General features: G+C 58.9%; 26 protein-coding genes and 1 pseudogene. 24 read left to right on the top strand and 3 right to left on the bottom strand.

Features of this window, described 5'->3' with window-relative positions; translation table 11 throughout:
* Positions 1 to 46: 46 nt before the first annotated feature.
* The 7 genes from ACFSKT_RS10000 (at position 47) to ACFSKT_RS09970 (ending at position 8,848) form a co-directional block, all read left to right on the top strand.
* Positions 47 to 784: a carbohydrate ABC transporter permease gene (locus tag ACFSKT_RS10000; protein WP_377722589.1), complete on the top strand. Its 738-nt coding sequence runs from the start codon at positions 47 to 49 to the stop codon at positions 782 to 784.
* A gap of 112 nt (positions 785 to 896) precedes the next feature.
* Positions 897 to 2,477: an extracellular solute-binding protein gene (locus ACFSKT_RS09995; protein ID WP_377722588.1), complete on the top strand. Its 1,581-nt coding sequence runs from the start codon at positions 897 to 899 to the stop codon at positions 2,475 to 2,477.
* A gap of 676 nt (positions 2,478 to 3,153) precedes the next feature.
* A complete protein-coding gene (locus tag ACFSKT_RS09990) occupies positions 3,154 to 4,128 on the top strand; it encodes an ABC transporter ATP-binding protein (protein ID WP_377722587.1) in 975 nt (324 codons plus the stop codon).
* 15 nt (positions 4,129 to 4,143) lie between these two features.
* Entirely contained in the window at positions 4,144 to 5,127 is a 984-nt protein-coding gene (locus ACFSKT_RS09985) for an ABC transporter ATP-binding protein (protein WP_377722586.1), read from the top strand.
* A gap of 49 nt (positions 5,128 to 5,176) precedes the next feature.
* Entirely contained in the window at positions 5,177 to 6,859 is a 1,683-nt protein-coding gene (locus tag ACFSKT_RS09980) for an ABC transporter substrate-binding protein (protein WP_377722585.1), read from the top strand.
* A 78-nt stretch (positions 6,860 to 6,937) separates the two neighbouring features.
* Positions 6,938 to 7,942, top strand: a complete 1,005-nt coding sequence (locus ACFSKT_RS09975) for an ABC transporter permease (protein WP_377722584.1) — start codon at positions 6,938 to 6,940, stop codon at positions 7,940 to 7,942.
* A 12-nt stretch (positions 7,943 to 7,954) separates the two neighbouring features.
* Positions 7,955 to 8,848 carry an ABC transporter permease gene (locus tag ACFSKT_RS09970; RefSeq protein WP_377722583.1) on the top strand — a complete coding sequence of 298 codons (894 nt, stop codon included), beginning with the start codon at positions 7,955 to 7,957 and terminating at the stop codon, positions 8,846 to 8,848.
* 58 nt (positions 8,849 to 8,906) lie between these two features.
* On the opposite strand, the gene ACFSKT_RS09965 is transcribed toward ACFSKT_RS09970, so the two are convergent.
* The 3 genes and pseudogenes from ACFSKT_RS09965 to ACFSKT_RS09955 all read right to left on the bottom strand — a co-directional run.
* Complete coding sequence (locus ACFSKT_RS09965) at positions 8,907 to 9,254, bottom strand: hypothetical protein (RefSeq protein ID WP_377722582.1); 348 nt, start codon at positions 9,252 to 9,254, stop codon at positions 8,907 to 8,909.
* 116 nt (positions 9,255 to 9,370) lie between these two features.
* Complete coding sequence (locus ACFSKT_RS09960) at positions 9,371 to 9,574, bottom strand: hypothetical protein (RefSeq protein WP_377722581.1); 204 nt, start codon at positions 9,572 to 9,574, stop codon at positions 9,371 to 9,373.
* Positions 9,575 to 9,619: 45 nt separating this feature from the next.
* Positions 9,620 to 9,667: pseudogene (locus ACFSKT_RS09955) on the bottom strand (hypothetical protein); the annotation flags it as partial.
* Positions 9,668 to 9,671: 4 nt separating this feature from the next.
* Between ACFSKT_RS09955 and ACFSKT_RS09950 the strand changes: the two are divergent.
* From ACFSKT_RS09950 to aroE, 17 genes are all read left to right on the top strand, one after another.
* Complete coding sequence (locus tag ACFSKT_RS09950; RefSeq protein ID WP_377722580.1) at positions 9,672 to 9,986, top strand: response regulator transcription factor; 315 nt, start codon at positions 9,672 to 9,674, stop codon at positions 9,984 to 9,986.
* A 76-nt stretch (positions 9,987 to 10,062) separates the two neighbouring features.
* Positions 10,063 to 10,581: a YcxB family protein gene (locus tag ACFSKT_RS09945; RefSeq protein WP_377722579.1), complete on the top strand. Its 519-nt coding sequence runs from the start codon at positions 10,063 to 10,065 to the stop codon at positions 10,579 to 10,581.
* Positions 10,582 to 10,736: 155 nt separating this feature from the next.
* Positions 10,737 to 11,591 (top strand): MBL fold metallo-hydrolase, encoded by an 855-nt coding sequence (locus ACFSKT_RS09940; RefSeq protein WP_377722578.1) that lies wholly within the window; start codon positions 10,737 to 10,739, stop codon positions 11,589 to 11,591.
* A gap of 12 nt (positions 11,592 to 11,603) precedes the next feature.
* On the top strand, positions 11,604 to 12,104 hold the full coding sequence (locus tag ACFSKT_RS09935; RefSeq protein WP_377722577.1) for a CBO0543 family protein: 501 nt from the start codon (positions 11,604 to 11,606) through the stop codon (positions 12,102 to 12,104).
* A 239-nt stretch (positions 12,105 to 12,343) separates the two neighbouring features.
* A complete protein-coding gene (locus tag ACFSKT_RS09930; RefSeq protein WP_377722576.1) occupies positions 12,344 to 12,760 on the top strand; it encodes an SRPBCC family protein in 417 nt (138 codons plus the stop codon).
* Positions 12,747 to 13,085, top strand: coding sequence for an ArsR/SmtB family transcription factor (locus ACFSKT_RS09925; RefSeq protein ID WP_377722575.1), 339 nt, complete (start codon positions 12,747 to 12,749; stop codon positions 13,083 to 13,085). Before ACFSKT_RS09930 ends, ACFSKT_RS09925 begins: the two co-directional genes overlap by 14 nt.
* Positions 13,086 to 13,207: 122 nt before the next feature.
* The gene (locus ACFSKT_RS09920) at positions 13,208 to 13,786 is read left to right on the top strand and encodes a nitroreductase family protein (protein WP_377722574.1); all 579 of its coding nucleotides are present in this window, start codon (positions 13,208 to 13,210) and stop codon (positions 13,784 to 13,786) included.
* 191 nt (positions 13,787 to 13,977) lie between these two features.
* Entirely contained in the window at positions 13,978 to 14,916 is a 939-nt protein-coding gene (locus tag ACFSKT_RS09915) for a TauD/TfdA dioxygenase family protein (protein ID WP_377722573.1), read from the top strand.
* A 345-nt stretch (positions 14,917 to 15,261) separates the two neighbouring features.
* Positions 15,262 to 15,747 carry a stage V sporulation protein AC gene (spoVAC, locus tag ACFSKT_RS09910; RefSeq protein WP_377722572.1) on the top strand — a complete coding sequence of 162 codons (486 nt, stop codon included), beginning with the start codon at positions 15,262 to 15,264 and terminating at the stop codon, positions 15,745 to 15,747.
* A gap of 2 nt (positions 15,748 to 15,749) precedes the next feature.
* Positions 15,750 to 16,760, top strand: coding sequence for a stage V sporulation protein AD (gene spoVAD / locus ACFSKT_RS09905; protein WP_148928532.1), 1,011 nt, complete (start codon positions 15,750 to 15,752; stop codon positions 16,758 to 16,760).
* A gap of 19 nt (positions 16,761 to 16,779) precedes the next feature.
* Complete coding sequence (gene spoVAE / locus ACFSKT_RS09900; RefSeq protein ID WP_377722571.1) at positions 16,780 to 17,130, top strand: stage V sporulation protein AE; 351 nt, start codon at positions 16,780 to 16,782, stop codon at positions 17,128 to 17,130.
* A 378-nt stretch (positions 17,131 to 17,508) separates the two neighbouring features.
* Positions 17,509 to 18,465 (top strand): AAA family ATPase, encoded by a 957-nt coding sequence (locus ACFSKT_RS09895; RefSeq protein WP_377722570.1) that lies wholly within the window; start codon positions 17,509 to 17,511, stop codon positions 18,463 to 18,465.
* A gap of 4 nt (positions 18,466 to 18,469) precedes the next feature.
* Positions 18,470 to 19,711, top strand: coding sequence for a DUF58 domain-containing protein (locus ACFSKT_RS09890; protein WP_377722569.1), 1,242 nt, complete (start codon positions 18,470 to 18,472; stop codon positions 19,709 to 19,711).
* Positions 19,708 to 21,954 carry a transglutaminase TgpA family protein gene (locus ACFSKT_RS09885; RefSeq protein ID WP_377722568.1) on the top strand — a complete coding sequence of 749 codons (2,247 nt, stop codon included), beginning with the start codon at positions 19,708 to 19,710 and terminating at the stop codon, positions 21,952 to 21,954. The genes ACFSKT_RS09890 and ACFSKT_RS09885 overlap by 4 nt, the downstream gene beginning before the upstream one ends.
* Positions 21,955 to 22,080: 126 nt before the next feature.
* Positions 22,081 to 22,668, top strand: a complete 588-nt coding sequence (locus ACFSKT_RS09880) for a YqeG family HAD IIIA-type phosphatase (RefSeq protein WP_377722567.1) — start codon at positions 22,081 to 22,083, stop codon at positions 22,666 to 22,668.
* On the top strand, positions 22,665 to 23,786 hold the full coding sequence (gene yqeH / locus ACFSKT_RS09875; RefSeq protein ID WP_377722566.1) for a ribosome biogenesis GTPase YqeH: 1,122 nt from the start codon (positions 22,665 to 22,667) through the stop codon (positions 23,784 to 23,786). Before ACFSKT_RS09880 ends, yqeH begins: the two co-directional genes overlap by 4 nt.
* A gap of 56 nt (positions 23,787 to 23,842) precedes the next feature.
* Complete coding sequence (aroE, locus tag ACFSKT_RS09870; RefSeq protein ID WP_377722565.1) at positions 23,843 to 24,739, top strand: shikimate dehydrogenase; 897 nt, start codon at positions 23,843 to 23,845, stop codon at positions 24,737 to 24,739.
* Positions 24,740 to 24,761: the final 22 nt, after the last annotated feature.

The raw sequence follows: 24,761 nt of genomic DNA, 5'->3' as shown, positions 1-24,761 counted from the left end.
TCTCGTCTCGTTCACCGATCCGGTCGAATACAGCAGCAAGTCGTTCGTGCTCATACCGGAGACGTGGAGTCTCGCGTCGTACGAATACATTTTGTCGACCCAAACATTCCTGCGCTCCATGGGCATCAGCGGCATTCTCGCCGTCGGCGGCACGCTGCTCTCGCTAGTGGTCACGAGCTCGCTCGCCTACGTCCTCTCCAGAAGGCGGCTGAAAGGCAGAAAGTTCATCCTGTTCGCCATTCTGATCACGATGCTGTTCAATCCGGGGATGATCCCGAACTATCTGCTCATCGACAAGCTCGGCCTGATGGATTCGATCTGGGCGCTTATCCTGCCGTCGCTGACCAGCGCGTGGTACGTGTTCCTGATGCGCAACTTCTATCTCGAAGTGCCCGACGAGCTGGAGGAAGCGGCGAAAATCGACGGCTGCTCGGATATCGGCGTCTACTTCCGCATCATGATACCGGTCTCGGCGTCGGCGATGGCGGCGTTCGGCTTGTTCTTCGCGGTGGCGTATTGGAACACGTATTTCGCCGGGGTGCTCTACATTAACTCCGACTCGCTCCGTCCGATGCAGGTCATTCTGCAGCTGATGCTCGTTCAGTCCTCGACGCAGGTCGCCGATCCGTCGGTGGCGCAGATGCTCGGCAGCGAGCAGGTCATGCCGCCGCAGGTCATCAAGATGGCCGCGGTCGTCATCTCGTCGATTCCGATCGTCGTCGTTTATCCGTTCCTGCAGAAATATTTCACGCAAGGGATGATGGTGGGCTCTGTTAAAGGCTAGTCCGCCTGCCCTATACTTGAGAGGTGGTGGTATCCGGTACATTGTGGAGCAACACGAGCGCAATTGGGAGCATAGGGTCAAAATCATGTACGAATACCAGGGAGGTCATTCCATGAAAAAGCTTCACACTCGTCTTGCGGTCTGCGTCGTCTGCGCCGCTATGCTGACATCGCTCGCGGCTTGCGGCGGCACTAACAATAACGGCGGCAATAGCGCGGCGTCGAACGCGGGAGCAAACGGCGAATCGAACGCCAGCGCCAATGCCGGCAAAGAAGAGACAAAAGCCGAGCCGACGGATATTACGATCACGACGATCACGTTCGCGGAATCGCCGCCGAACGATCTGGAAGCGATCAAGCAAATCAACGAGAAGCTGAACATCAACCTGAAGGTCAACTATATCCCGGCCAACAACATTACCGAGAAGCTGACGGCGCTGCTTGCGGGCAACAACCTGACGGACGTCATGTTCGTCGAGGACCTCAACTTGACGCCGACGTACGCCAACGCGATCGACCAGGGCGCCTTCTGGGATTTGACGGACTTCATTAAAGATTATCCGAACCTCGCTGCGTATCCGGAGAACATCTGGAGCAACGTGAAATACAAAGGCAAAATCATGTCGCTGCCGCGCGTCCGTCCGCTGAACGGCCAATCCGCGCTCATGTTCCGCCAGGACTGGCTCGATAAGCTCGGCTTGAAGGCGCCGACGACGATGGAAGAACTCGACAAGGTGCTGACGGCGTTCACGCAGAACGATCCGGACGGCAACGGCAAGAAAGACACGTACGGCGCCGTATTCATGGGCTCGCCGAACCCGAATCTGCCGTACTATATGTTCGGCACGGGCACGAACTGGAAGGACGACGGCAGCGGCAATCTCATTCCGGACTGGTGGACGCCGCAGTTCAAGGACAATCTGGCGTTCTTCAGCGAAGAGTTCAAGAAAGGCAACATCATCCCGGATATGCCGGTGCTGAAGAGCGTGCAGGTCAAGGAGAATATCCTGCAGAACAAAGCGGGCATGTGGTTCGGCAACGTCAACGACGGCTGGAACTTCCAGTTCGAGCTGAACAAAACGAATCCGAACGCCGTCATCAAGGCGTATCCGTTCCCGGCCGCGGCCGACGGCAAAACGTACTACAACGAAGCGCCGGGCTTCTACGGCCAGCTGTTCATCAGCAAGAAAGTCAGCGAAGAGAAGCTAAAGAAAATTCTCGAGTTCTACGACTACACGGCGACCAAAGAAGGCTACGACCTGATCTCGTACGGCATCAAGGATAAAGACTACACGGTCGACGAAGCGGGCTTCATTACGCAGACGGACGCGGGCAAAGCAGCCGGCTATGGTCAAACGAACCAAATGCTCTCCGGCTACTTCAACGAGTACGGCCGCGCCGAAGCGGCGGGCATGCCGGCTGATGTGCGGGAATACAATCACCAGCTCGTGGATTCCATTAAGCCGAACGCGGTTCCGGATCCGACGTACGGACTGCCGGCGACAGACGGCTTCAAGGAAAGAGGCGCAGACTGGAACAAGAAGCGCTTCGACATGATCGTGAACGTCATCATCGGTCAAAGCAGCTTGGAGGATTGGGACAAGTTCGTCGAGTCGTTCAAGAACGACGCCAACTTCAAGAAGCACGTGGAGGACACGAACGCGATGTACAAAGAGAAAGTCAGCCAGCAATAAAGAGGCCATGCGCCTGCGACAAAGCACCTTTCATTTTTCGAAATGAAGGGTGCTTTTTTGTCGTCGCGATTTTGGTACAGATTGCTAAATTTAGGCTTGGAAAATTCCCAATTCTCCGGAGGGCAAGGCCGCCATAACGCCGAGACTTGGCTTACAGCAAGATCCTGAGAAACCCTAATATTAGGAGATTCGGTGTTAGAATAGCCTTCATCTTTATCCGGGCACCGTGCTGACGCCTCAACGTCAAACGCTTTCATTTGACATGCCCGAGGTTGCGGGGGCGAGTGAGGGCGGAATTGTAATAAATACTGAGCGTATGGCTGCAACAGGGGTGAAATTCGAATTTGTAAGCGTTATTATGCAATGCATAATCATAAAAATACGAAATGTCGAAGTAATATCGTTGATCAACCCCTATTTTTCTAAATGTAATTAAATTCCAAACGAGAATATGTGAATAAATATTAGCATCCTTGTATAACGTGAAAAATGTTATTTAATATCACATAATTCATGCAAAAAAATGAATTGACATAACTTTTAGTCTATTAATATACTGTTACTACGCAAAAAATAGAAATTAATACCGAATTGAGTCATGATATATTACATAATTTAGTTTTTTGCAGGTGTCTTCATAGTTTACATAGAGTTGACACGTAATAGGGGGTAGAAAATGGGTCAGACGTTACTCGAAATTGCCAACCTGCAGACTCATTTTAAGACGGACCGGGGCGTCATTCCCGCCGTCGACGGCGTCGATCTGACGATTCGCAAAGGCGAGATCGTCGGCATCGTCGGGGAATCCGGCTGCGGCAAGAGCGTCACCTCGCTCTCGATTATGCAGCTGCTGCCCAAGCCGGTCGGCAGCATCGCGGGCGGCTCGATCCGGTTCAAGGACGAGGATATCGCCAAGGCCGGCGAGAGCCGGATGCGCCGGATCCGCGGCGAAGAGATTTCGATGATTTTCCAGGAGCCGATGACTTCGCTCAATCCGCTTCTCACGATCGGCGATCAGATCGCCGAGACGCTGCGCATCCACCGCAAGATCAGCAAGAAGGACGCGAAGGCGCACGCCGTGGCGATGCTGAAGAAAGTCGGCATTCCGAGGGCCGAGCAGATTGTGAACGAATATCCGCACCGTCTGTCGGGCGGCATGCGGCAGCGGGTCATGATCGCCATCGCGCTCTGCTGCGAGCCGGAGCTGCTTATCGCGGACGAGCCGACAACGGCGCTCGACGTGACGATCCAAGCGCAAATTCTCGATTTGATGAAGAAGCTGAACGAGGAGACCGGCACGGCGATCCTGATGATCACCCATGATCTGGGCGTCGTCGCGGAGATGTGCCAGCGGGTCGTCGTTATGTACGCGGGCAAGGTGGTCGAGGAAGGTACGGTGGAGGAAGTGTTCCGCAACCCGCAGCATCCTTACACCAAGGGGCTCATTCGCTCCATCCCGCGCATGGAGGACGACGTTCACCGCTTGTACTCCATCAAGGGGAGCGTGCCGCTTCCGGGGACGATCAAGCAGGGCTGCCGGTTCGCGCCGCGCTGCGAATTCGCCATGGACCGCTGCGCCGCCGAGCTTCCGGAGCTGGTGCAGTCGGGCGAGGGAGCGGGACACCGGTCTCGCTGCTGGCTGAACGGGTAGAGAGGGGACGAACACATGACACAGAACTTGCTGGAAGTAAACGAATTGTCCACTTACTATCCGATTCGCAAAGGACTGATGCAGCGGGAGGTTGGACATGTCAAGGCGGTCGACGGCGTATCGTTCGCGGTAAAGGAAGGAGAATCCTTCGGCATCGTGGGCGAGAGCGGCTGCGGCAAATCGACGACGGGCCGGTCGCTTCTGCGGCTGATCGAGCCGACCTCGGGACAAGTGCTGTTCCAAGGCGAGGACGTGACGAAGCTCTCCAAGGAAGAGATGCGCCGCAAGCGCAGAGAGATGCAGATCATTTTCCAGGACCCGTTCGCTTCGCTTAATCCGCGCCACAAGGTTCGCAAAATTTTGGAGGAGCCGCTGATCGTCCACGGCATCGGCGATGCCAAGGAGCGCAGGAAGCTGGTCGAGGAGCTGATCGTCACGGTCGGCCTCAACGTCTCGCAGCTGGACCGCTACCCGCATCAATTCTCCGGCGGCCAGCGTCAGCGGATCGCGATCGCCAAGGCGCTTATGCTGAAGCCGAAGCTGATCGTCGCGGACGAGCCGGTATCGGCGCTCGACGTCTCGATTCAATCGCAGATCCTCAATCTGATGCAGGACCTGCAGGAGAGCTTCAAGCTCACCTACGTCTTCATCGCGCACGATCTTAGCGTCGTGAAGCATTTCTGCGACCGGGTTGCCGTCATGTACCTCGGCCGCATCGTCGAGATCGCGGACAAGCATTCGCTGTACCGCGATCCGCAGCATCCGTATACCCAAGCGCTTTTGTCCGCTGCTCCGTCACCGGAGCCGGGCGCCGCGAAGGAACGAATTCTGCTGCAAGGCGAAGTGCCGAGCCCGGCGAACGTGCCGGCAGGCTGCGTATTCAATACCCGCTGCCCGGCCGCGACCGACCGGTGCCGCACCGAGCGCCCCGTGCTTCAGCAGACGGGCGGCGATCATTTCGTGGCTTGTCATCTCTATCCCGCCGCAGGGCAAGGATGAGATCGCGCAATCATACATAGCGTTATCAACTTAAAGAGGAGTGGGTCTCATGAGCAACAAACAATGGATGAAGGGCGGCGCGGCCGTCGTGCTGGCCACATCGGTCTTGCTGGCAGGCTGCAGCAGCAACGAAGGCGGCAACGCGGCGAACAACCAGCCGAAGACGGAGAATACGAACGCGGGCACCGAGGGCGCGAACAACGGCGCGGCATCGGGAGCGTCCACGCAGGATACGCTGATCGTGGCTCGCGGCGGCGACTCCGCGGCGCTCGATCCTTCGATCGTCACGGACGGCGAATCGTTCAAGGCGACACAGCAAATTTTCGATACGCTGCTCGATTACAAGGAAGGCACGACGGAAGTCGAAGGCGCGCTCGCGGAGAGCTGGGAGACATCGGCGGACGGCCTGACGTACACGTTCAAGCTTCGCCAAGGCGTGAAATTCCATGACGGCACCGACTTCAACGCCGACGCGGTCGTGTTCAACTTCAATCGCTGGCTCGATCCGAAGAGTCCGTTCAAATTCGAAGGCGATTCCTTCGACTACTTCGACTCGATGTTCGGTCCGGACGGCAGCCGCGTCATCAAAGAAGTGAAGGCGGTCGACGCAAGCACGGTTCAGTTCACGCTGAACAAACCGCAAGCGCCGTTCCTGCAGAATCTGGCGATGCCGGCATTCGCGATCGCTTCCCCGAAGGCGGTCGAAGAGAAGAAGGAGAAGTTCAAATCCGAGCCTGTCGGCACCGGCCCGTTCGTCTTCAAAGAGTGGAAGCGCAACGAATCCATTACGGTGGAGAAGAATCCGGAGTTCTGGCAGGAAGGTCTGCCTAAGCTGAACCGCGTCATCATTACGGTCATCCCGGACAACTCCGCGCGCTTCACGGCGCTGCAGAACGGCGAGATCGACATGATGGAAGGCGTCAACCCGGACGATCTGGGCAAGCTGGAAGGCGATGCGAATCTGCAGAAGATCGAGCGCGCGTCCTTCAACGTCGGCTACCTCGGCTTCAACCTGAAGAAGGCGCCGTTCGATAACGTGAAAGTGCGCGTCGCCCTCAACCATGCGGTCAACAAAGAAGGCATCATCAATGCATTCTACGGCGGCCTTGCGGTGCCGGCGAAGAACCCGATGCCGCCATCGACGCTGGGTTACAACGACGACGTGCAGGATTACCCGTATGACCTCGAGAAAGCGAAGCAGCTGCTCGCCGAAGCCGGCTACCCGAACGGCCTGCCCGATCCGCTGACGTTCTACGCGATGCCGGTTGCGCGTCCGTACATGCCAGACGGCAAGAAGGTGGCGGAAGCGATCCAAGCGGACTTCGAGAAGATCGGCGTTAAGACGAACATCGTCTCGCCAGAGTGGGCGACATACCTGGACGACACGCAGAAGGGCGAGAAGGACGACCTGTACATGCTCGGCTGGCAGGGCGACAACGGCGACCCGGACAACTTCCTGTATGCGCTGCTCGACAAGGACAGCATCGGCAGCAACAACTACAGCTTCTACAGCAACGAAGAAGTGCACAAGCTGCTCGTAGCCGGCCAGTCCGAGACCGATCCGGCGAAGCGCGAAGCGCTGTATAAGCAAGCGCAGGTGCTGATCAAAGCGGACGCGCCATGGGTGCCGCTCGTTCACTCCACGCCGCTGCTGGCGGGCAAGGCGAACATGGACGGTTATGTTCCATCGCCGACGGGCTCCGAAGCGTACGACACGATTTCCTTTAAATAAGAACAGCAAGTTTGGACTCCACGCGAGGCGGTAGGTCACCTACCGCCTTCTACTTTCTAATAAAAGGGTGACGGTTGCATGCTAAATTACACCGTTCGACGCTTGCTGATGCTCATTCCGGTTCTGCTCGGCATGACGATCATCGTCTTCGCCATCATCCATGCCATTCCCGGCGATCCGGCTGACGTCATTCTCGGGGAGAAGGCAAGCCCGGAATCGAAGGCGGCGCTGCGGCAGGAATTGAAGCTGGATGAACCGCTGTACGTGCAGTACGGCGACTATCTGAAAAAGCTCGTAACGGGCGATCTCGGCACGTCGATCAAGACGAAGGAGCCGATCGCCAAGGAAATATGGCCTTACCTGGCGGCAACGCTCGAACTCACGCTCGTCGCAATGGCGCTGGCCGTGTTCGTCGGCGTCAACGCCGGCATCATCAGCGCATGGAAGCACAATTCGTGGTTCGACTACTTGTGCATGCTCATCGCCTTGATCGGCGTGTCGATGCCGATTTTCTGGATCGGTCTGATGGAGCAGTGGATCTTCGCCCTGAAGCTGCACTGGCTGCCTTCGATCGGGCGGATGAATCCGCGTGATCCGATCGACGCGGTCACGAATCTGTACGTCATCGACGCGATGATCGCCGGTCGATGGGATCAAGTATGGACCGCGATCAAGCACTTGATCCTGCCGGGCATCGCGCTGGGCACGATTCCGATGGCGATCATCGCCCGGATGACGCGCTCCAGCATGCTTGAGGTGCTGCGCTCGGACTACATCCGCACCGCGCGTTCCAAAGGGTTGTCGCAATTCTGGGTCATCTATCGCCATGCGCTGCGCAATGCGTTCATTCCGGTGCTCACCATTATTGGTCTGCAGACGGGGCTTTTGCTCGGCGGCGCGGTGCTGACCGAGACCATCTTTGCTTGGCCGGGCATCGGCCGGTATATTTTCGAAGCGATCAGCTCCCGGGACTATCCGGTCATCCAGTCGGGCATTCTCATCATTGCGTTTATTTTCGTCATGATCAACCTACTGATCGATCTGCTCTACGCGGCCGTCGATCCGCGGATCAGCTATGAATAGGAGGAGTGCGCCATGTCTCAAACCGTAACGAATCTTCAACCACAGCAAGCGGGCGCGGCGGCTTCGACCTCTCCATGGCTGGAAGGCTGGAGAAGTTTTCGGAAGAACAAAATGGCCTTGGTCGGTCTCGGCATTATCGTCTTCTTCGTCCTCGTCGCCATCGCAGCGCCGCTGCTTACGAGCTATGACTACAAAGCGCAGGATCTGATGAACCGGCTGCAGAAGCCGAGCGGCGACCATTGGTTTGGCACGGACGACCTCGGCCGCGATATTTATACCCGGATTGTGTATGGCACGCGGATCTCGCTCTGGGTGGGCATCAGCTCCGTCATCGGCTCCATCGTCGTCGGCACGCTGCTCGGCATCGCCGCCGGCTATTACGGCCGTTGGCTGGATATGCTCATTTCCCGCACGTTCGACATTCTGCTCGCGTTCCCGGGCATCCTGCTCGCGATCGCGATCGTGGCGGCGCTCGGTCCGTCCCTGCAGAACGCGCTCGTGGCGGTCGCCATCGTCAACGTGCCGGTGTTCGGACGCCTCGTGCGCGCCCGTGTGCTCAGCATCAAGAACGAGGAGTATATCACGGCCGCGAAAGCGCTCGGCATGAAGACGCCGCGCATCCTGCTGCATCACATCCTGCCGAACTGCATGGGGCCGGTCATCGTGCAAGGCACGCTCGGCGTCGCCACCGCGATCATCGAAGCGGCCGCGCTCGGCTTCCTCGGCATGGGCGCTCAGCCGCCCGATCCGGAGTGGGGCAAGATGCTGTCCGACTCGCGGCAGTTCATCGCCAACGCGCCGTGGACCGTTATTTTCCCAGGTCTGTCGATCATGCTGACCGTGCTCGGGTTTAACTTGATGGGCGACGGCTTGCGCGACGTGCTGGATCCGCGGATGAAGAGCTAGGCTGTTCCATAGCAATAAAAGAGACCACGGCGGCGCGGTCTCTTTTGCATGCTGCGGCTTACCCCCACTTCATGAGCACGAACCCGCCAACCACGGCGGCCACGCCCGCGTACGTCTTCCAGCTCGGCACCTCGTGCAGGAATACCCAGCCGAGCAGCACGCAGATGGCGATTTCGATCCCTTTGGCGAGCGAGAGGGAGAACGTCAGATTGTCCGTCGTTCGATAGCAAAATTTGATGCCGAACCCGATCATGACATTGGCGGCGAACATGAGCGGCACCCACTTGAGCTGGAACCAGACCGTCGGCCAGAAGGTCGGGTCGATGTGCTTGCTTTGATAGGCGAACAGTCCGTTCACCGCCAGAAGCCCGCCGAACAGCAGGGCAATGCCGTACGCCATCGTCATTTTGGTGCGCCTCCTAAGCGTTGTCGTCTGCCAATAATGTTTCCCGGGCGCAAAATAATAATCGGATAAGTTCGCACGCCCGTTGTGGAAAACGGTGGCATGCCAATCGAAGCGCTTCAGTTCATCCACGCCCGCACCGCCGGGATTTGCCGCAGCACGAGCCGGTCAAGCAGCAGCGCCGCGAGCAGCGTAATCCCGACCAGCGGCAGCAGAACCGCGAGCGCGAGGATGATCGCGACCGCCCCCTTGCGCAGCTTGTAATCCGCTCGGGCAGCAGGGGCGCCGAGCTTAATTCCGCTCGGTCTCCTTCGCCACCACATGACAGCGCCCAGCAGCGAGCTTGCGGCGAGCGCAGCGCAGGCGAGCAGGCAGACGAGGAAGTTCGCGATGCCGAAGTAATGCCCTTCGTGCAGCGCGATGCCGATTTCGATCGCCTTGGCGGTTTTAGAGACGGTCGTGTCGGTGGAAACGCCGCTGCCCGCCGCTATCGCCGGTTATATGCTGCGTGAATTCGCTAGGCCGAAGGAAGGTTCGCCGTGTCCGGTTACGCCGAGAGAACGGGAAATATTGGGGTGGATATCCAAGGGACTGACGAATAGGGAGATTGCCTTCGAGCTCGATATATCCGAACAAACGGTCAAGAACCATTTGAAAAACCTGCTTGGCAAGCTTGGGCTGGACAACCGGGTCCAACTGGCGACTTACGCGCTCGAGAAGGGGTGGCGGAGATAGAGAGGTGAGAAAAAGGAAATCGCTCCACGCGCGCCGAAAGCACTAAGGTAGACAAGAAAAAGGAGCGACCGAGATCATGCAAGAGATTCGAGTTTCCGTCGTATTAACGTTTCGCGATTATTTCCGATTGAACCTGTGGCACAGCAGGAAAAGCCGCCTGGCCTCGCTGCTGCTGTATTTCGCGAGTTATATCGGCGTAGTGCTGTATTTAACGCGGGATATCGCGCTCGCCGACTCGCTTCCGCTTATTATGGGCAGTGCCGCTGCGCTTTGCGTCGTGATCTACGGGCTGACTTACGGCAGTTTGTGGCTGAGAAGTAAGCGGATTTTCGGGTCGGACCGGCTGCTGAAGCAGGAAATGCGTTATGCGTTCTCCGATGAAGGCATTGCGTACGAGCAGTCTTCCGGAGCGGGAACGCTGTTATGGGGGGACGTGTTTAAAGTAGCGGAGAACCATGATTTTATGATCGTCTATATGGGTCGCGCCCGGACCGTTATCGTGCCGAAGTCCGCGTTGGGCGGTGAACAGGTGGCAGCGCTCCGTGCGTTGCTGCGAAACGCGATGGATCCCGCCAAATTGAAACTCCTTGCCTAGCGACGGGGAGGACGATTTTATTGCCCGGGAAATTTCGACAAACCCCAACAGGCTGCCTTCCAGGCGGCCTGTTTGTCGTTCATCATACATAGCCCAAACAAATAGTGGAACATTAACTGCAGCATGTCGAGTTCGAAGGTAGAGAAGGAGGGCCTATGAGCGCAGATCAGGAAATGTCGTATGGCGAGGATTACGGGTTCATCCCGGCGACCTCTGTTCGAAGCGGAGAAGGAGTCGAGGTCGCGGAGGATTTGTACTGCCACTCGGTGCAGATTGTCAATATCGCCTTCATCGGAAAACCGGATCAAGACGAATACGTGTTGGTCGACGCCGGCATGCCCCATTCAGCGAATGCGATCATCGAAGCGGCAGAAGGTCGATTCGGCGCCGGCAAACGTCCCAGCGCAATCTTGTTGACGCACGGTCATTTTGATCATGTGGGCGCCATAATCGAGCTCATTGAACATTGGCAGATACCGGTCTACGCGCACAAGCTGGAGCTTCCTTATTTAACCGGCGTCAAGTCGTATCCCGAGCCGGATCCAGGCGTGGAAGGCGGCATGGTGGCCAAGTTGTCCGGATTTTTCCCGAATGAGCCCATCGATCTGGGCCAACATGTGCAGCCCCTGCCTGACGATGGAACCGTCCCGTTCCTGCCTGATTTTCGCTGGATAGCGACGCCCGGGCATACCGATGGCCATGTCTCGTTCTATCGGGAGTCGGATGGCGCGCTCATTGCGGGCGACGCGTTCGTCACGGTGCGGCAGGAGTATTTGTACAAGGTGATTACACAGCAGTTCGAAATTAGCGGACCGCCGCGTTATTTCACGCCCGATTGGACGCTGGCCAAAGCTTCCGTAGAGCGCTTGGCGGCGCTGCGGCCTCAGTTCGCCATTACCGGACATGGTCGGCCGACAGCCGGCGAAGAACTGGCGGCGGGTCTGCAGAGGCTTGCGAACGAGTTCGATATCGCAGCCAAACCCGATTATGGCAAGTACGTGGAAGCGTAAGGCAGCGCGACCATGATTTTGGTCACGAATGTACTATTTGCGTTGGCTGTCTTGTTCACCGGGGCATGGCGCAGGTGGCGGAAATATTATGATACGATTTTGCTGGTGTCGTTTTGGAACGTGTTCTACAACTTTATTTGCCATGATTATTTGACTTGGAAATTCCAACCTGATTTTCTGCTTGCCCATAAGCCCGCGGACATGACGAATACATTCGTGCTGCTTCCGTCCGTAACGCTGCTTTATTTGGGGTTCTTTCCTTCTCGTCGGAAGCCGATGCTCGTCTATTATATTGCATGGGTGGCTGGCTTCAGCGCGTTAGAGGGGAGTTGGATGCTGTCAGGTTATATATCGTACGAGCACGGGTGGTCGCTCTGGTGGTCCGTCGCCTTTTATTTCGTCATGTTCGCGATAATACCGCTGCATGCGCGCAGGAAAGGGTGGGCGCTAGCGGCTTGCGCGGTTTTCGTGCTGTTTCTGCTCCTGTATTTCGATGTTCCGATGCGGGAATGAAAAAGGCCGCAGCCTTCAGCAGCTGCGGCCTTTTGCATCATAGCGCTTCCTTGCTCAATGTTTCCAGCGTCGGGGGGTCTTGTTGCTGGTTGCTGGGAATGCCCTCCATGACGAGTGATAAGGTTGACACGCAACCGAATGGTATCCTATTATTAAAACGAAATGAAACCAAAAGGTTTCGTATTAAACGGGATGGCATTCGTGCATCCGAATCCATAACGAAATGGAGCGATTGACACATGAGTACGCAAACTTTGCCCGACATTCGCAAGACGATCACGCTGCAAGCGCCGATCGAGAAAGTGTGGAAAGCCGTCGCGACCGCCGAAGGCATTTCCGCCTGGTTTATGCCGAATAATTTCGAGCCCGTCGTCGGCCACGAGTTCCACCTGGAAGCCGGTCATTTCGGCAAATCGCCTTGCAAAGTAACGGAAATCGATGAGCCGAACCGGCTGTCGTTCACATGGGGGAAAGACTGGACGCTGACGTTCGAGCTTGCCGCCGAAGGAGAGGCGACGGCGTTCACCCTTATTCACGCCGGCTGGACCGCCGAGCAGGTGACGGAATTCGGCCAGCCGCACGAAGTGGTGCGCGATACGATGTCTCAGGGCTGGGAAGGCATCGTAGGCAAACTCGCCGAGTATGTCAAGCGTTAAGCCGGACAAGCAGCCGCAGCATGATGTCTTTCAGGCGATCGCCGACCCGACGCGGCGGTCGCTCCTCCAGCTGCTCGTCGATCGGGAGCTCCCGGTAACGACGTTGACGGGACATTTTCCAATGAGCCGCACCGCCGTCTCGAAGCACCTTCGCATTCTTTCGGAGGCCGGGCTCGTCAAGGAGCGCAAGGTCGGCCGGGAACGCCGATACCGGCTGGAGCCGGAGCCGCTCCTTGAGTTGAAGCGGTGGCTGGCGTTCTACGACCGGTACTGGGACCATAAGCTGGAGGCGCTCAAGCGGCTCGTGGAGAGCGACGACGCCTGAAGCCCCGAGAAGGTTAGCGGACCCATTCGGCCTAATTGAGAATCGGTTGAGAATAGAGCTTCCGGTTTGCTACAATGGGATGAGCGTGTCCGACTAATTGAGAAAGACGGGAGTGGGCGACAATGGAGTTGTTCGAGGCGATACACGGCCGTAGATCGGTTGGCAAGGTGAAGCAAGATCCGATCGCGCGCGAGAAGATCGAGCGTATTTTGGAAGCGGGCATTTGGGCGCCGAATCATAGGCTGACGGAGCCGTGGCGGTTTTTTGTAATGACGGGCGAGGGCCGAGGCAAGCTCGGCAATGCTTATGCGGCTATCGCGCGGGAAGGCGAGCCAGAATCGGAGAGCGAGGAGAGCCTCGCAAAGGCCGAAGCGGCACGGAAGAAAGCTTACCGCGCGCCGCTTGTGATTGGGGTGGCCGTCGTGCCGCAAGATCGATCAGGCGTCATCGAGATTGAGGAGTACGGCGCGGTGTTCGCGGCGGTGCAGAATATGCTCCTCGCGATTCATGGTCTTGAATTGGCTGCTGTCTGGCGGACGGGCGAACCGTGCTATCATCCGCTCATGAACGAGGCGTTCGGCCTGCGCGAACAGGATCGCATGCTGGGGCTGCTGTATATCGGGGAACCGGATATGGATGTACCTGCGTCCCGTCGGCAGCCGGCGTCATCCAAGACCATTTGGATCGAGGACGCGAAATAACAAAACCCGCTTGACATCTTCTTCCATAGCACATAATATATAACTAATCCAATCGGATTAAATTGCTTACGAATAATCAGCCCACCAGGTGACTGGAGGCCGGACGCCGCTTTTTGCGGCGAACCGGCCTTTTTTATTTGCCGAAGCGGCGGGCGGATGAACGGAAAGCGCCATTATGAGGAGGTAACGAGATGAGCACAGTCGAACAAAGCCTAGCAGCAGACCAAGGAATTGAAGTGGTACGGGTAGCGGGGAAGATCGGCGCCGAAGTGAAAGGAATCCGGCTAGCAGCTGATTTGGAACCGGCCAAGCTGGAAGCGATCCGTCAGGAACTGCTCCGTCATAAAGTGCTATTCTTCCGCGGTCAGAACCATCTGGACGATGCTGGCCAAGAGGCGTTCGCGAAGGCATTCGGCGAGCCGGTGGCGCATCCGACCGTGCCGATCAAGCAGGGAACGTCGTACGTGCTCGAGCTCGATTCTCAACATGGAGGACGTGCCAATTCTTGGCATACAGACGTCACGTTCGTCGCCGCTTACCCGCAGGCTTCGATTCTGCGCGGCGTGGTCATCCCGGAGGCGGGCGGGGATACCGTCTGGGCGAACGCCGCCGCGGCTTATGACGACTTGCCGCCTCATCTCAAGGAGCTAGCCGACAAACTATGGGCGATTCATACGAACGATTACGACTATGCGGCGCGTAAGACGGAAGCGACGGCGGACGACATCAAACGTCACAAAGAGGTATTCGCTTCGACGGTCTACGAGACGGAGCATCCGGTCGTGCGCGTCCATCCGGAGACCGGCGAGCGGTCGCTGCTGCTCGGCCACTTCGTGAAACGGTTCGTCGGCTTGCCATCGTCGGATTCGGCTCATCTGTTCGCCGTACTGCAGAGCTACGTGACGCGGCTCGAAAATACCGTTCGTTGGCGTTGGGCAGCAGGAGACGTCGTCATATGGGACAACCGGGCGACGCAGCACTATGCCGTGAACGACTACGGCGACCAGCATCGCGTTGTGCGGCGCGTGACGATCGACGGGGACGTGCCGGTCGGCGTAGACGGCCGCCGCAGCGTGACGCGCACGCCGCAATCCGGCGAAGACGCCGCGTCTTCGGCTTCGGCGTCCTAGGCTTCGAAAAAAACCTTGGCACTTCCGCTTCCGCCCGGTCGCCTTTCTGCATACGATGGACTATAAGCCCATTTTGACGCAAGAGAGGAGACGCGATTGCGTTGCCACGGGAATCGTTCTTATTGCTTATCTTGATTTTGTACGTGCTGCTTGTCGTGCTGCTGCTGATCGCCTTGATGTGAACCGAACCTCCGGATGCTGGACTTCCGGAGGTTTTTCTGTTTCCGGGTCCTTTACATAAGGTTAGCGGTTTTTACAAATACTTTTCTGTAGCGCAGACTGCCGCCGCGGCCCATGAATCGGCTGCAGCGGCGGTAATCTTCCAGGAAAGGGATGAACCTCGGGATGGCTACGAAGACCGGATCGAAATATAAGAAAATGACGATGTCTCCGCAGGAATACCAAACCTATGCGAAGACCCGGGAACCGGCGCGTTCCGTGCCTCAGAATTGCCTCCGCGCCTTCCTCGTCGGCGGGCTTATATGCACGCTCGGACAAGCGGTGCAGGACTTTTTCGCCTACGCGTTCGGGATGACCCAGCAGGAGGCGGGGAATCCGACGGTCGCGGTCATGATCATGATCTCCGTCGTGCTGACCTGTTTGGGCGTCTATGACAAAATCGCGCAGTGGGCCGGCGCCGGGTCGGCGGTTCCTGTAACGGGATTCGCCAATTCCATGTGTTCCGCCGCGCTCGAGCACCGTTCGGAGGGACTCGTGTTGGGCGTCGGCGGGAACATGTTCAAGCTGGCGGGCTCGGTCATCGTCTACGGCACCGTTGCGGCCTTTTTCATCGGCATCATTTATATGGCGCTCGGTTTGGAGGGGCACTAACCATGTTGAGGGGCAAACAGACTTGGTGGTTCGATAAGCGGCCCGTCATTATCGGGGCGGCGACGGTCGTCGGTCCCGATGAAGGCGACGGACCGCTGGCTGCGGATTTCGATCTGGTGCACCCCGAGCTGGACATGCAGCAGAAGAGCTGGGAGAAGGCGGAGCGCCTGCTCATGGAGCAGGCTTCGGATTTCGCCCTCAAGCATGCGAAGGTGAACAAGCAGGAGCTGTCCTTTTACGTCGGCGGCGATCTCATGAACCAAATCATCAGCAGCACGTTCGCGGCCCGGTCGATCGGCGCTCCGTATTTGGGCGTCTTCGGCGCCTGCTCGACGTCGATGGAGTCGCTGGCCCTCGCCGCGATGATCATTAATTCCGGTTCCGGGCAATATGCGCTGGCCGGCGTCTGCAGCCATAATTGCACGGCCGAGAAGCAATTCCGGTACCCGACCGAATACGGGTCGCAGAAGCCGCCGACCGCGCAGTATACGGTGACCGGCGCGGGCGCAGCCGTATTGGCGCCGGACGGTGACGGCCCGGTCGTCGAATGCGCCACGATCGGCAAGATCGTCGATCTGGGCATCAAGGACCCGTTCAACATGGGCGCCGCGATGGCGCCGGCAGCCGTCGATACGATTCAAGCGCATTTCAACGACACGGGCCGTGAACCAAAGGACTACGACTTGATCGTGACCGGCGACTTGGCGACCGTCGGACACGGCATCGCCAAGGATTTGCTCAAACGCGACGGCGTGCCGATGGAGGACACCGTATTCGGGGATTGCGGCTTAATGGTGTATGATGTCGCGCGGCAGAAGGTGCAGGCGGGCGGAAGCGGCTGCGGCTGTTCGGCCGTTGTCACGTACGGGCATTTGCTGAAGCGGCTGAAGCAAGGGGATTTGAAGCGGATTCTCGTCGTCGCCACGGGCGCGCTGCTCTCGCCGCTGTCGTTCCAGCAGGGCGAAAGTATTCCGTGCATCGCGCACGCCGTCGCGATCGAGGCGAAACCATAAAGGGACAGGAGGATTAGCGATGCATTTTCTGTGGGCCTTTCTCGTGGGCGGTGCCATCTGTGTCATCGGGCAGCTCATGTTCGACGTCGCGAAGCTGACGCCCGCCCATACGATGGCGACGCTCGTCGTGGCGGGCGCCGTCATCGACGGCCTCGGCTTCTACGAGCCGCTGGTCGATTTCGCCGGCGCGGGCGCGACGATCCCGATCACGAGCTTCGGCAATGCGCTCGTGCACGGCGCGCTGACCGAATATTACCGGGACGGGTGGATCGGCGTCATCACGGGCATTTTTGATTTGACGAGCGCGGGCATATCGGCGGCGATCATCTTTTCGTTTTTGGCGGCGCTTGTCGTCAGGCCGAAAGGCTAGGGCGCGCCGAAAGGCGGGACTGTATATCGTAAGGAAAGAGACGGTTGGGCGGGTAATTTCGCACAGCCGTTTTTGCGTTTTTCGCTGCGTTGTCTTGTTCTTCAGGAAATAAGAGCTTTTTGTAACAAAATGTGGGTTTGTCTCGTTGTTAGAATAGCCCCTGCGAAATCTAGGTCCATCGTAACGCCGAATGTCCGGGACCGTTCCCGCCGCTGTGGACGTATACGGCGATATTGTACGACGCTTCGCGTAACGCAAGAAGCTCGGCGGCTGTAACAACCTCCAAATTTTTTCGGCAAAACCTCGTCTATACGGCCGTCTGAACATTTTGTAAAATAATAACATGGCGTTCATTTTCTATCATCCGGGAGGTATACCATGGAAGTAACACGTAAGGACTTTTCGCTCATTCAGCTTATACGCGGCAATCTGGAACGTTGTATCCTGGGGAAGAAAGTGGAAATCGACCGTCTGCTGACCGCGCTGTTAGCCGGCGGCCACGTATTGATCGAAGATGTGCCGGGCACGGGCAAGACGCAGCTTGTCAAAGCCTTATCCCGAACGATAGGCGGACAATTCCGCCGCGTGCAGTGCAACCCGGATTTGCTTCCGACCGATATAACCGGGGTGGCGATCTATCATCCGAAGGATGAGACGTTCGTCTTCCGCCCGGGTCCGGTCATGACCAACCTGCTGCTCGTCGACGAGATTAACCGCGCGACGACGAAGACCCAATCGGCGCTGCTCGAGGCCATGGAGGAACGTCACGTGACGGTGGACGGCGAATCGTACGCGCTGCCGAGGCCGTTCATTCTGATCGCCACCCAGAACCCGATCGAGTTCGAAGGCACGTATACGCTGCCTGAAGCCCAGTTGGACCGCTTCATGATGAAGCTTTCGCTCGGCTATCCGGACGCCGCGACCGAGCGCGAGATGCTGCTCGCGCCGGATTCGACATCGCCCGCGGACAAGCTGGAACCCGTCGCGGACAGCGCGGAAATCGCGGCGCTGATGGAGAAAGTCCGCCAAGTTCACGTCGACGAGGCGGTAGGCGATTATTTGGTTCGGCTCGTGCGGGCCACTCGCGACCATTCGGGCGTCCAGCTGGGGGCGAGTCCGCGGGCGGCCATCTCCCTGCTCGCGGCGGCGAGAGCCTCCGCGTTCTTGCAGGAGCGGGATTTCGTCATTCCCGACGACATCAAGGCGCTCGCCGGCACGGTGCTGGCGCATCGCATCGTGCTTCACACGGAAGCGCGGCTCGGCGGGTTGACGACGGACGAAGTGATCGAGGCCGTGATCGGCCAAACGAGCGTGCCGGTCAGAATGGAAAGGTAAGCGCATGCTGACCTTTAGCCGCGCGCTCACCCGATGGCGGGTCATCGGTCTGCTGTACGTCTTTTCGCTGCTTTTCCTGCTCTTTCAAGGCGGGAAGACGTCGCTGATGTTGTTTTGTATTTTCAATGTGCTGTTGGCGTATTTGCTGCTCGGCCGGTTCAGCGGAATCGGCAGCGTGGTCGGCGAGCGGAAGCTCCAGTTCGGCGGTCAATTCGCGGGCGGGGAGCGGGTGTTGTCGGCCGGCTCCAGAGTCGAGGTCAGTCTAGCGGTGCAGCTGCCGGGCTTCTGGCCGGCGCCCTACGTGCTCGTCCGCGATCGGCTCGTTCGCCAGAACGGATCGGAGCTGCCTTTCGAAGCTTCGTTCGTGCCCAATTACAAACGGATGGGCGAAGTCTCCTACACGACGCCCCCGCTGGAGAGAGGCATTTACCGCTTCGCGCCGACCGTCTGCTCCACCTGCGATATATTCGGCTTGTTCGAGCATTCGGGGAGCTTCGTGAACGCCGAGCCGTTCAGCGTCTATCCGCAGACGGTGCCGATTCGCTATTGGCCGCAGCTGCGCACCGGGGCCAAGGGGCCATACTCGACGTCGGCGACCCAGCGCGCCGCCAAGGAGACGACGCAGATCAACGGCGTGCGCGAGTATATTTACGGCGATCGGCTGTCCCGCATTCATTGGAACGCGACTGCTCGTACGGGGCAGTGGAAGTCCAAGGAGTTCGAGCGGGAGTCGCTGCCGCGCACGGTGTTCGTCCTGGACCGTTATGCGGGCGCTTATGCGAGCGGCGACGAGTTCGAGCTGGCCGTATCGGTCGTTGCCTCCATTGCGCAATTTTCCTTCCGCAGCTCGACGTCGATCGGATTGTTGTCGGCGGGCGCCGCAAAGGAAGGCTTCTCGGCCAAAGCGTCTCCCGATCAGCTGGAGCTGATGATGAATCATTTCGTGCGCGTCCAGCCGGACGGCGCGACGCCGCTGTATCGGACGCTTCGCCAAGCGGACGCGATGCTGCCGCACGGCTCGTTCGCGGTGATCGTCTCGCCTCAGGGCGGCGAAGAGACCGTGCGCGCGATGGAGTGGCTGAACCGGCGGGGCATCGTGCCGCTGCTGATCCATATCCGGGGCAAAGAAAGCACCCAAGGCATGAACACGGAATGGCTGAGGCTGCTGCGCCGCAGCGGGTTTGGCGTCTATTCCGTCGCCAGCCTGCAGGAGCTGCCCGCCGTGCTGGAAGGAGGTAGCCAATGAGAACTTCGCCGCGCCGCATCGCTTCGTATTTGATCGCCAACGGATTCGAGCGGCTTTCTTACTTGTTCGCGGCCGGAATCATCGCCTTATGGGTGCAATGTTTCGGCGACTGGTGGTGGGAGGAGACGTTCGCCGTTATTTACGGACAGCTGGTGGCGACCTCGCTTATCGCTTTGGCTGTTCCAGGGAGAAGGCTGGCGATTGCGCTGCAAGCGCTTGCCCTGGTCGTCGTTAATCTAGCGTTCACCGATTTCCGCTGGTTTGCGGTGTATCCGAAGGAATTCGGCCCGGGCCGGGTTCAGGCATGGTTATCCGATCTGATCGCGCCGCTGTTTCCATTTTTCTGGATCAGTCTCGGCGTATGGCTGATCGTGCTGGCTTCGGTCGTGCTCAGCAAGCGGAAATCCGGTCTCATTACCGTGGTCGGCGCCGCCCTGCTGTCCCTATCGGTCATCGATTCTTTGTTCACGCCGATCTTCCTGTGGCAGGAAGTGGCGCTGATCATTATGATCGGTCTGCTCTGGCTGGTCGCCAGCCACTTCGAGCAGTTCAGGCAGAAGCATCCGGAGAGCTGGCACGACCTGCTGAGCTATCCGCTTGGCCTGGTCGCCTCCGTCGTCCTGGTCATCGCGATCGTCATGGGCGCAGGCGTATTCGTGCCCTCGATCGATCCGATCGTGAAGGATCCGTATACGGCCTGGAAAGAATCGCGGGGCGAAGCGGTTCCCTCCATGATCGGCGACAAGATCGGCATCGAGACGGTTGCCAAGAAAGGCGACAGCCGCTCCGGCTATGGCCGCAATGACACTGCGCTTGGCAGCGGCTTTACGTTCGACTACTCGCCCGTAATGGAAGTGACGACGAACCAGCGCAGTTATTGGCGCGGGGAGACGAAGGCGCTCTATACGGGCAAAGGCTGGGAGGATGCCAGGGACGAACGCGAGGAGTCGACCGTCACCGGCATCAAGGCCGAGCAGCAGCTCGAAAGCGGGCAGCCGGAAGGGATCAAGACGACCCAGGTCTCCCAGACGGTCACGATGCTGCGCGAAGACAAGTTTCCGGTGCTCTTCGGCGCAGGTCCGATCTCTTCCGTCGTCATGGTCGAGGAGGAAGGCAAGCCGCTGCCGCGTCTTCGCTGGCTGCCGCAGTCATGGGAGCTTCGTCTGATCGGCAGAACGGAGACGATTCAATATCCGCAGACGTATTCCATCGTATCGGACGTGGCCTTGCTTGACGAGGCGGCGCTCCGGAATGTGCCTGCGGGCGAGGGCGACGGCAGCGTCGGCGCCATGTACCTGCAGCTGCCGAACACGCTGCCGGAGCGAGTCCGTACGCTGGCGGCGGACATTACGCGCGATCAGACTTCGGCCTACGATAAGGTCAAGGCGATCGAGGCGTATCTGCAGAACAATTATACCTACAATAATGAGCCGGATCTGACCAACCGGACGAGCGAAGATCTGGTCGATGGCTTCCTGTTCCAGATGGAGGAGGGCTACTGCGACTACTTCTCGACGTCGATGGCGGTCATGGTCCGCACGCTCGGCATTCCCGCACGCTGGGTCAAAGGCTATTCGCCGGGCACGCTGCCGGTCGATCCTTCGATGGCCGGCTTCCGCGGGGAAGAGATGGAATTCATCAATCCAGAGGGCGAAGGCACGTATGTGGTGCGCAACTCCGACGCGCATTCCTGGGTCGAGGTGTATTTTCCCGGCTACGGCTGGCTGCCATTCGAGCCGACGACCGGCTTTAGCTATCCGTACGCGCTGCCGGAAGACGCGCCTGAACCGGCGCCGGTCGAGCTGCCCGCCGATCTGGAGGCTTCGCCGACCGTAACGGCTCCGGAAGCGGCGGGTACTTCCCCATGGGTAACGGTGGCGATGATCGCTGGCGCCGTCGTGCTGGTCGCGGCAGCCGCGTTCTTCCTGTTCCGCTTCCGCCAGTCGCTGCCGCTATGGCCTGCCCGGGCGGTTCGCTACAAGAACGCCAACGAGCGCGTCGTCCGCGAGACGGAGCGGCTGCTTCGCTTTTGCCGCCGCAAAGGATACGACCGCATCGAGCACGAGACGCTGCGCGAGACCATCGACCGGTGGTCGTCCCGCTTCTCGAGCTTGCAGCCCGAGTTCAGACGCGTGCAGCACGCGTTCGAGAAGGCGAAATACAGCCGGGCGACGCTGTCGGAGGAAGACGTGTCCCGCTTCGAGCAGGACGCGAAGGCCATTCGCGAGCGTTTGTCTTCTTAATAATGTAGCAATCGCGTCCGGGCTGAATCGCTTAGCCACGGACCACGTCCGAACCTCCCTTGCCGCGGTTGCGCAAGGGAGGTTCTTCGCGTCTGACTGCGGGGCTTGCGGGCGGGCAGACAAGTTTTGCATGCTCTTCCGGTTGTATGGTATAGTTTCGGGTATAGCGATAGCAGGGGAGTCGAAACCATGTTTGAACGGCTGTTGCCGCATATGCGCGTCAAAACCATATACGATATTGATCTCCATGCGCTGAAGGAACAGGGCATGAAAGGCATTATTACGGACCTGGACAATACGCTGGTCGGCGCCAAAGAGCCGCTGGCCACGCCGGAGTTGGTCAAGTGGCTGGACGTCGTCCGCGACTTGGGCTTCAAGGTCGTCATTGTCTCGAACAACAACGAAACGCGCGTGTCGAAATTCGCGGTGCCGCTGAACATTCCGTTCATTCACGCCGCCCGCAAGCCGTGGAACCGCGCGTTCAAGTCCGCGCTCGCGGTGCTGGATTTGCCGGCCGCACAGACGGCCGTCATCGGCGACCAGATGATGACCGACGTGCTGGGGGGCAAGCGAATGGGATTGTATACGATCCTCGTGCATGCGATATCGCCCGCCGACGAGGGCATTATGACGCGTTTCAACCGCTTGCTCGAGCGGGTTGCGCTATCCAGGCTGCGCAAAAAAGGGCTATGGCCCGAGGAGGATCGCAAGTGACGAAATTGCAACAAGAAACAAGCAGATGCGCCGGATGCGGCGTAACCCTGCAAACGCAGACGCCGAGCCAACCAGGCTACGTGCCGGAAGCCGCGCTCCAGAAGGAGCCTGTCATCTGCCAGCGCTGCTTCCGCATCAAGAATTACAACGAGGCGGCTTCGGTCGCGATCGATCAAGACGACTTCCTAAGGCTGCTTGGCGGCATCGCCGCTACGGACAGCCTTGTTGTGCATATCGTCGATCTGTTCGACTTCGAGGGCAGCATTATTCCCGGCCTGCAGCGCTTCGTCGGGAACAATCCGGTGCTGCTCGTCGTGAACAAGATCGATTTGCTCCCTAGAGGCATCAATACGAACCGGCTGCGCAACTGGGTGCAGAAGCAGGCCAAGGCGCAGGGTATCAAGCTGATGGACATCATCTTGTGCAGCGCCAAGCGCGGCACCGGTTTCGAATACGTCATCGAATCGCTCGCGAAGCACCGGGGCGACCGGGACGTCTACGTCGTCGGCGCCACGAACGTCGGCAAGTCGACGCTGATTAATCGGCTTATCCGCGACTATTCCGATCTGGAGCGCGAGCTGACCACGTCCCGGTATCCGGGGACGACGCTCGACGCCGTTCATATCCCGCTCGATGACGGACACGATATAATCGATACCCCGGGTATCGTTTACCAGCACCGGATGACCGAGATCGTACCGCGGAACGTGCTCCAGGCGGTTCTGCCCGAGAAAGAAATCAAGCCGGTCGTTTATCAGCTTAACGCGCAGCAGACGCTGTTCATCGGCGCGCTGGCCCGGTTCGATTTCGTCGAAGGTGATCGACAGTCGTTCACGTTCTACGTCGCCAGCGGCTTGAACCTGCACCGGACGAAGCTGGAGCGGGCGGACGAGCTGTTCGCGGAGCATAAAGGGGTCCTGCTGGCGCCGCCAACCGCGGAGCAGCTCGAGGAGATGCCCGCATGGACGAGGCATCGCCTGAGCGTCAAACGCGGCGCCGAGGTGGACGTGTTCATCTCCGGGCTCGGCTGGATTCACGTGAACAGCCAGGTGGGCGCGCTCATCGACGTCCACGCGCCGAAGGGCGTCCGCGTCATGCTTCGCGACGCGTTGATCTAGCGCGGGGTTACGTCAAAGTTCGGCATTCTTATTAACGCATGGGAGCGTGAACGGATTTGTTGGGGAACGAAGCGAAAGCCGCTGCCGGCGGCAATGCCGTCGACAGCCATACGGTGCTGTATAGCGTGATCGGGGATCCGATCCGGCACTCCAAGTCGCCGGTCATGATGAACCGGGCTTTCCGAGAGACCGGGCTGAACGGCGTATATACGGCCTTTCACGTCACAAGCGACCGGCTAGGCGATTTCGCCGCGGGGGTTCGCGCAATGGGCATCCGCGGGGTTAACGTCACCATCCCGCACAAGCTTGATATTATGGATCATCTAGACGCGATCGACGAGAGCGCGCAGATCATCGGAGCAGTCAATACGATTGTCAACGACGAGGGTAAGCTGACCGGCTACAACACCGACGGATTGGGTTACGTGCGTTCGCTCAAGGAAGAAGCGGAGCCCGATCTGGCCGGCAAACGGGTGCTGATCGTCGGAGCGGGAGGCGCGACGCGCGGCATTCTGTACGCGCTGACCAAGGAAGGCGTCCGCGATGTGACGGTGGCCAACCGGACGGCCGCCCGCGCCGAGGAGTTGGCGGAGCTGTTTCACGGGCGCGCCGATATCCGAACCGCCGCGCTCGATCGGCTGCCGGCCCTGTGCGGCGAGGCGGATATCGTCATTAATACGACGTCGATCGGCATGTTCCCGAATACGGACGAATCGCCGGTCGAAGCGGCTTGGCTGCGGCCGGGAGCCATCGCGAGCGACCTCATCTACAATCCGCTGAAGACGAAGTTTCTGGCGGAGGCGCAGGAGCGGGGGCTGCGATTTCACGGCGGACTGGGCATGTTTATTTATCAAGGGGCCTACGCGTTCGAATATTGGACGGGCGTGGACGCGCCGGTGGCGGCGATGCGCGAGGCCGTGCTCGACGCGCTGGGCGCAACCGCGACCGGCTAGGCAGAAGCAAGCTTTTATTAAC

This window comes from Paenibacillus xanthanilyticus, from assembly GCF_042682185.1.
GTDB classification, from domain to species: Bacteria; Bacillota; Bacilli; order Paenibacillales; family Paenibacillaceae; genus Paenibacillus_Z; species Paenibacillus_Z xanthanilyticus.
Note: the sequence above shows the minus strand (reverse complement) of the source record. Positions and strands in the feature narration are given on the sequence as shown.

What these genes read in the sequence shown, in the direction of transcription:
- ACFSKT_RS09995 (WP_377722588.1), top strand. Translation starts at nt 897, where the DNA reads ATGAAAAAGCTTCACACTCGTCTTGCGGTCTGCGTCGTCTGCGCCGCT.
- ACFSKT_RS09990 (WP_377722587.1), top strand. Translation starts at nt 3,154, where the DNA reads ATGGGTCAGACGTTACTCGAAATTGCCAACCTGCAGACTCATTTTAAG.
- ACFSKT_RS09985 (WP_377722586.1), top strand. Translation starts at nt 4,144, where the DNA reads ATGACACAGAACTTGCTGGAAGTAAACGAATTGTCCACTTACTATCCG.
- ACFSKT_RS09980 (WP_377722585.1), top strand. Translation starts at nt 5,177, where the DNA reads ATGAGCAACAAACAATGGATGAAGGGCGGCGCGGCCGTCGTGCTGGCC.
- ACFSKT_RS09975 (WP_377722584.1), top strand. Translation starts at nt 6,938, where the DNA reads ATGCTAAATTACACCGTTCGACGCTTGCTGATGCTCATTCCGGTTCTG.
- ACFSKT_RS09970 (WP_377722583.1), top strand. Translation starts at nt 7,955, where the DNA reads ATGTCTCAAACCGTAACGAATCTTCAACCACAGCAAGCGGGCGCGGCG.
- ACFSKT_RS09965 (WP_377722582.1), bottom strand. Translation starts at nt 9,254, where the DNA reads ATGACGATGGCGTACGGCATTGCCCTGCTGTTCGGCGGGCTTCTGGCG.
- ACFSKT_RS09960 (WP_377722581.1), bottom strand. Translation starts at nt 9,574, where the DNA reads ATGTGGTGGCGAAGGAGACCGAGCGGAATTAAGCTCGGCGCCCCTGCT.
- ACFSKT_RS09950 (WP_377722580.1), top strand. Translation starts at nt 9,672, where the DNA reads ATGCCGATTTCGATCGCCTTGGCGGTTTTAGAGACGGTCGTGTCGGTG.
- ACFSKT_RS09945 (WP_377722579.1), top strand. Translation starts at nt 10,063, where the DNA reads ATGCAAGAGATTCGAGTTTCCGTCGTATTAACGTTTCGCGATTATTTC.
- ACFSKT_RS09940 (WP_377722578.1), top strand. Translation starts at nt 10,737, where the DNA reads ATGAGCGCAGATCAGGAAATGTCGTATGGCGAGGATTACGGGTTCATC.
- ACFSKT_RS09935 (WP_377722577.1), top strand. Translation starts at nt 11,604, where the DNA reads ATGATTTTGGTCACGAATGTACTATTTGCGTTGGCTGTCTTGTTCACC.
- ACFSKT_RS09930 (WP_377722576.1), top strand. Translation starts at nt 12,344, where the DNA reads ATGAGTACGCAAACTTTGCCCGACATTCGCAAGACGATCACGCTGCAA.
- ACFSKT_RS09925 (WP_377722575.1), top strand. Translation starts at nt 12,747, where the DNA reads ATGTCAAGCGTTAAGCCGGACAAGCAGCCGCAGCATGATGTCTTTCAG.
- ACFSKT_RS09920 (WP_377722574.1), top strand. Translation starts at nt 13,208, where the DNA reads ATGGAGTTGTTCGAGGCGATACACGGCCGTAGATCGGTTGGCAAGGTG.
- ACFSKT_RS09915 (WP_377722573.1), top strand. Translation starts at nt 13,978, where the DNA reads ATGAGCACAGTCGAACAAAGCCTAGCAGCAGACCAAGGAATTGAAGTG.
- spoVAC (WP_377722572.1), top strand. Translation starts at nt 15,262, where the DNA reads ATGGCTACGAAGACCGGATCGAAATATAAGAAAATGACGATGTCTCCG.
- spoVAD (WP_148928532.1), top strand. Translation starts at nt 15,750, where the DNA reads ATGTTGAGGGGCAAACAGACTTGGTGGTTCGATAAGCGGCCCGTCATT.
- spoVAE (WP_377722571.1), top strand. Translation starts at nt 16,780, where the DNA reads ATGCATTTTCTGTGGGCCTTTCTCGTGGGCGGTGCCATCTGTGTCATC.
- ACFSKT_RS09895 (WP_377722570.1), top strand. Translation starts at nt 17,509, where the DNA reads ATGGAAGTAACACGTAAGGACTTTTCGCTCATTCAGCTTATACGCGGC.
- ACFSKT_RS09890 (WP_377722569.1), top strand. Translation starts at nt 18,470, where the DNA reads ATGCTGACCTTTAGCCGCGCGCTCACCCGATGGCGGGTCATCGGTCTG.
- ACFSKT_RS09885 (WP_377722568.1), top strand. Translation starts at nt 19,708, where the DNA reads ATGAGAACTTCGCCGCGCCGCATCGCTTCGTATTTGATCGCCAACGGA.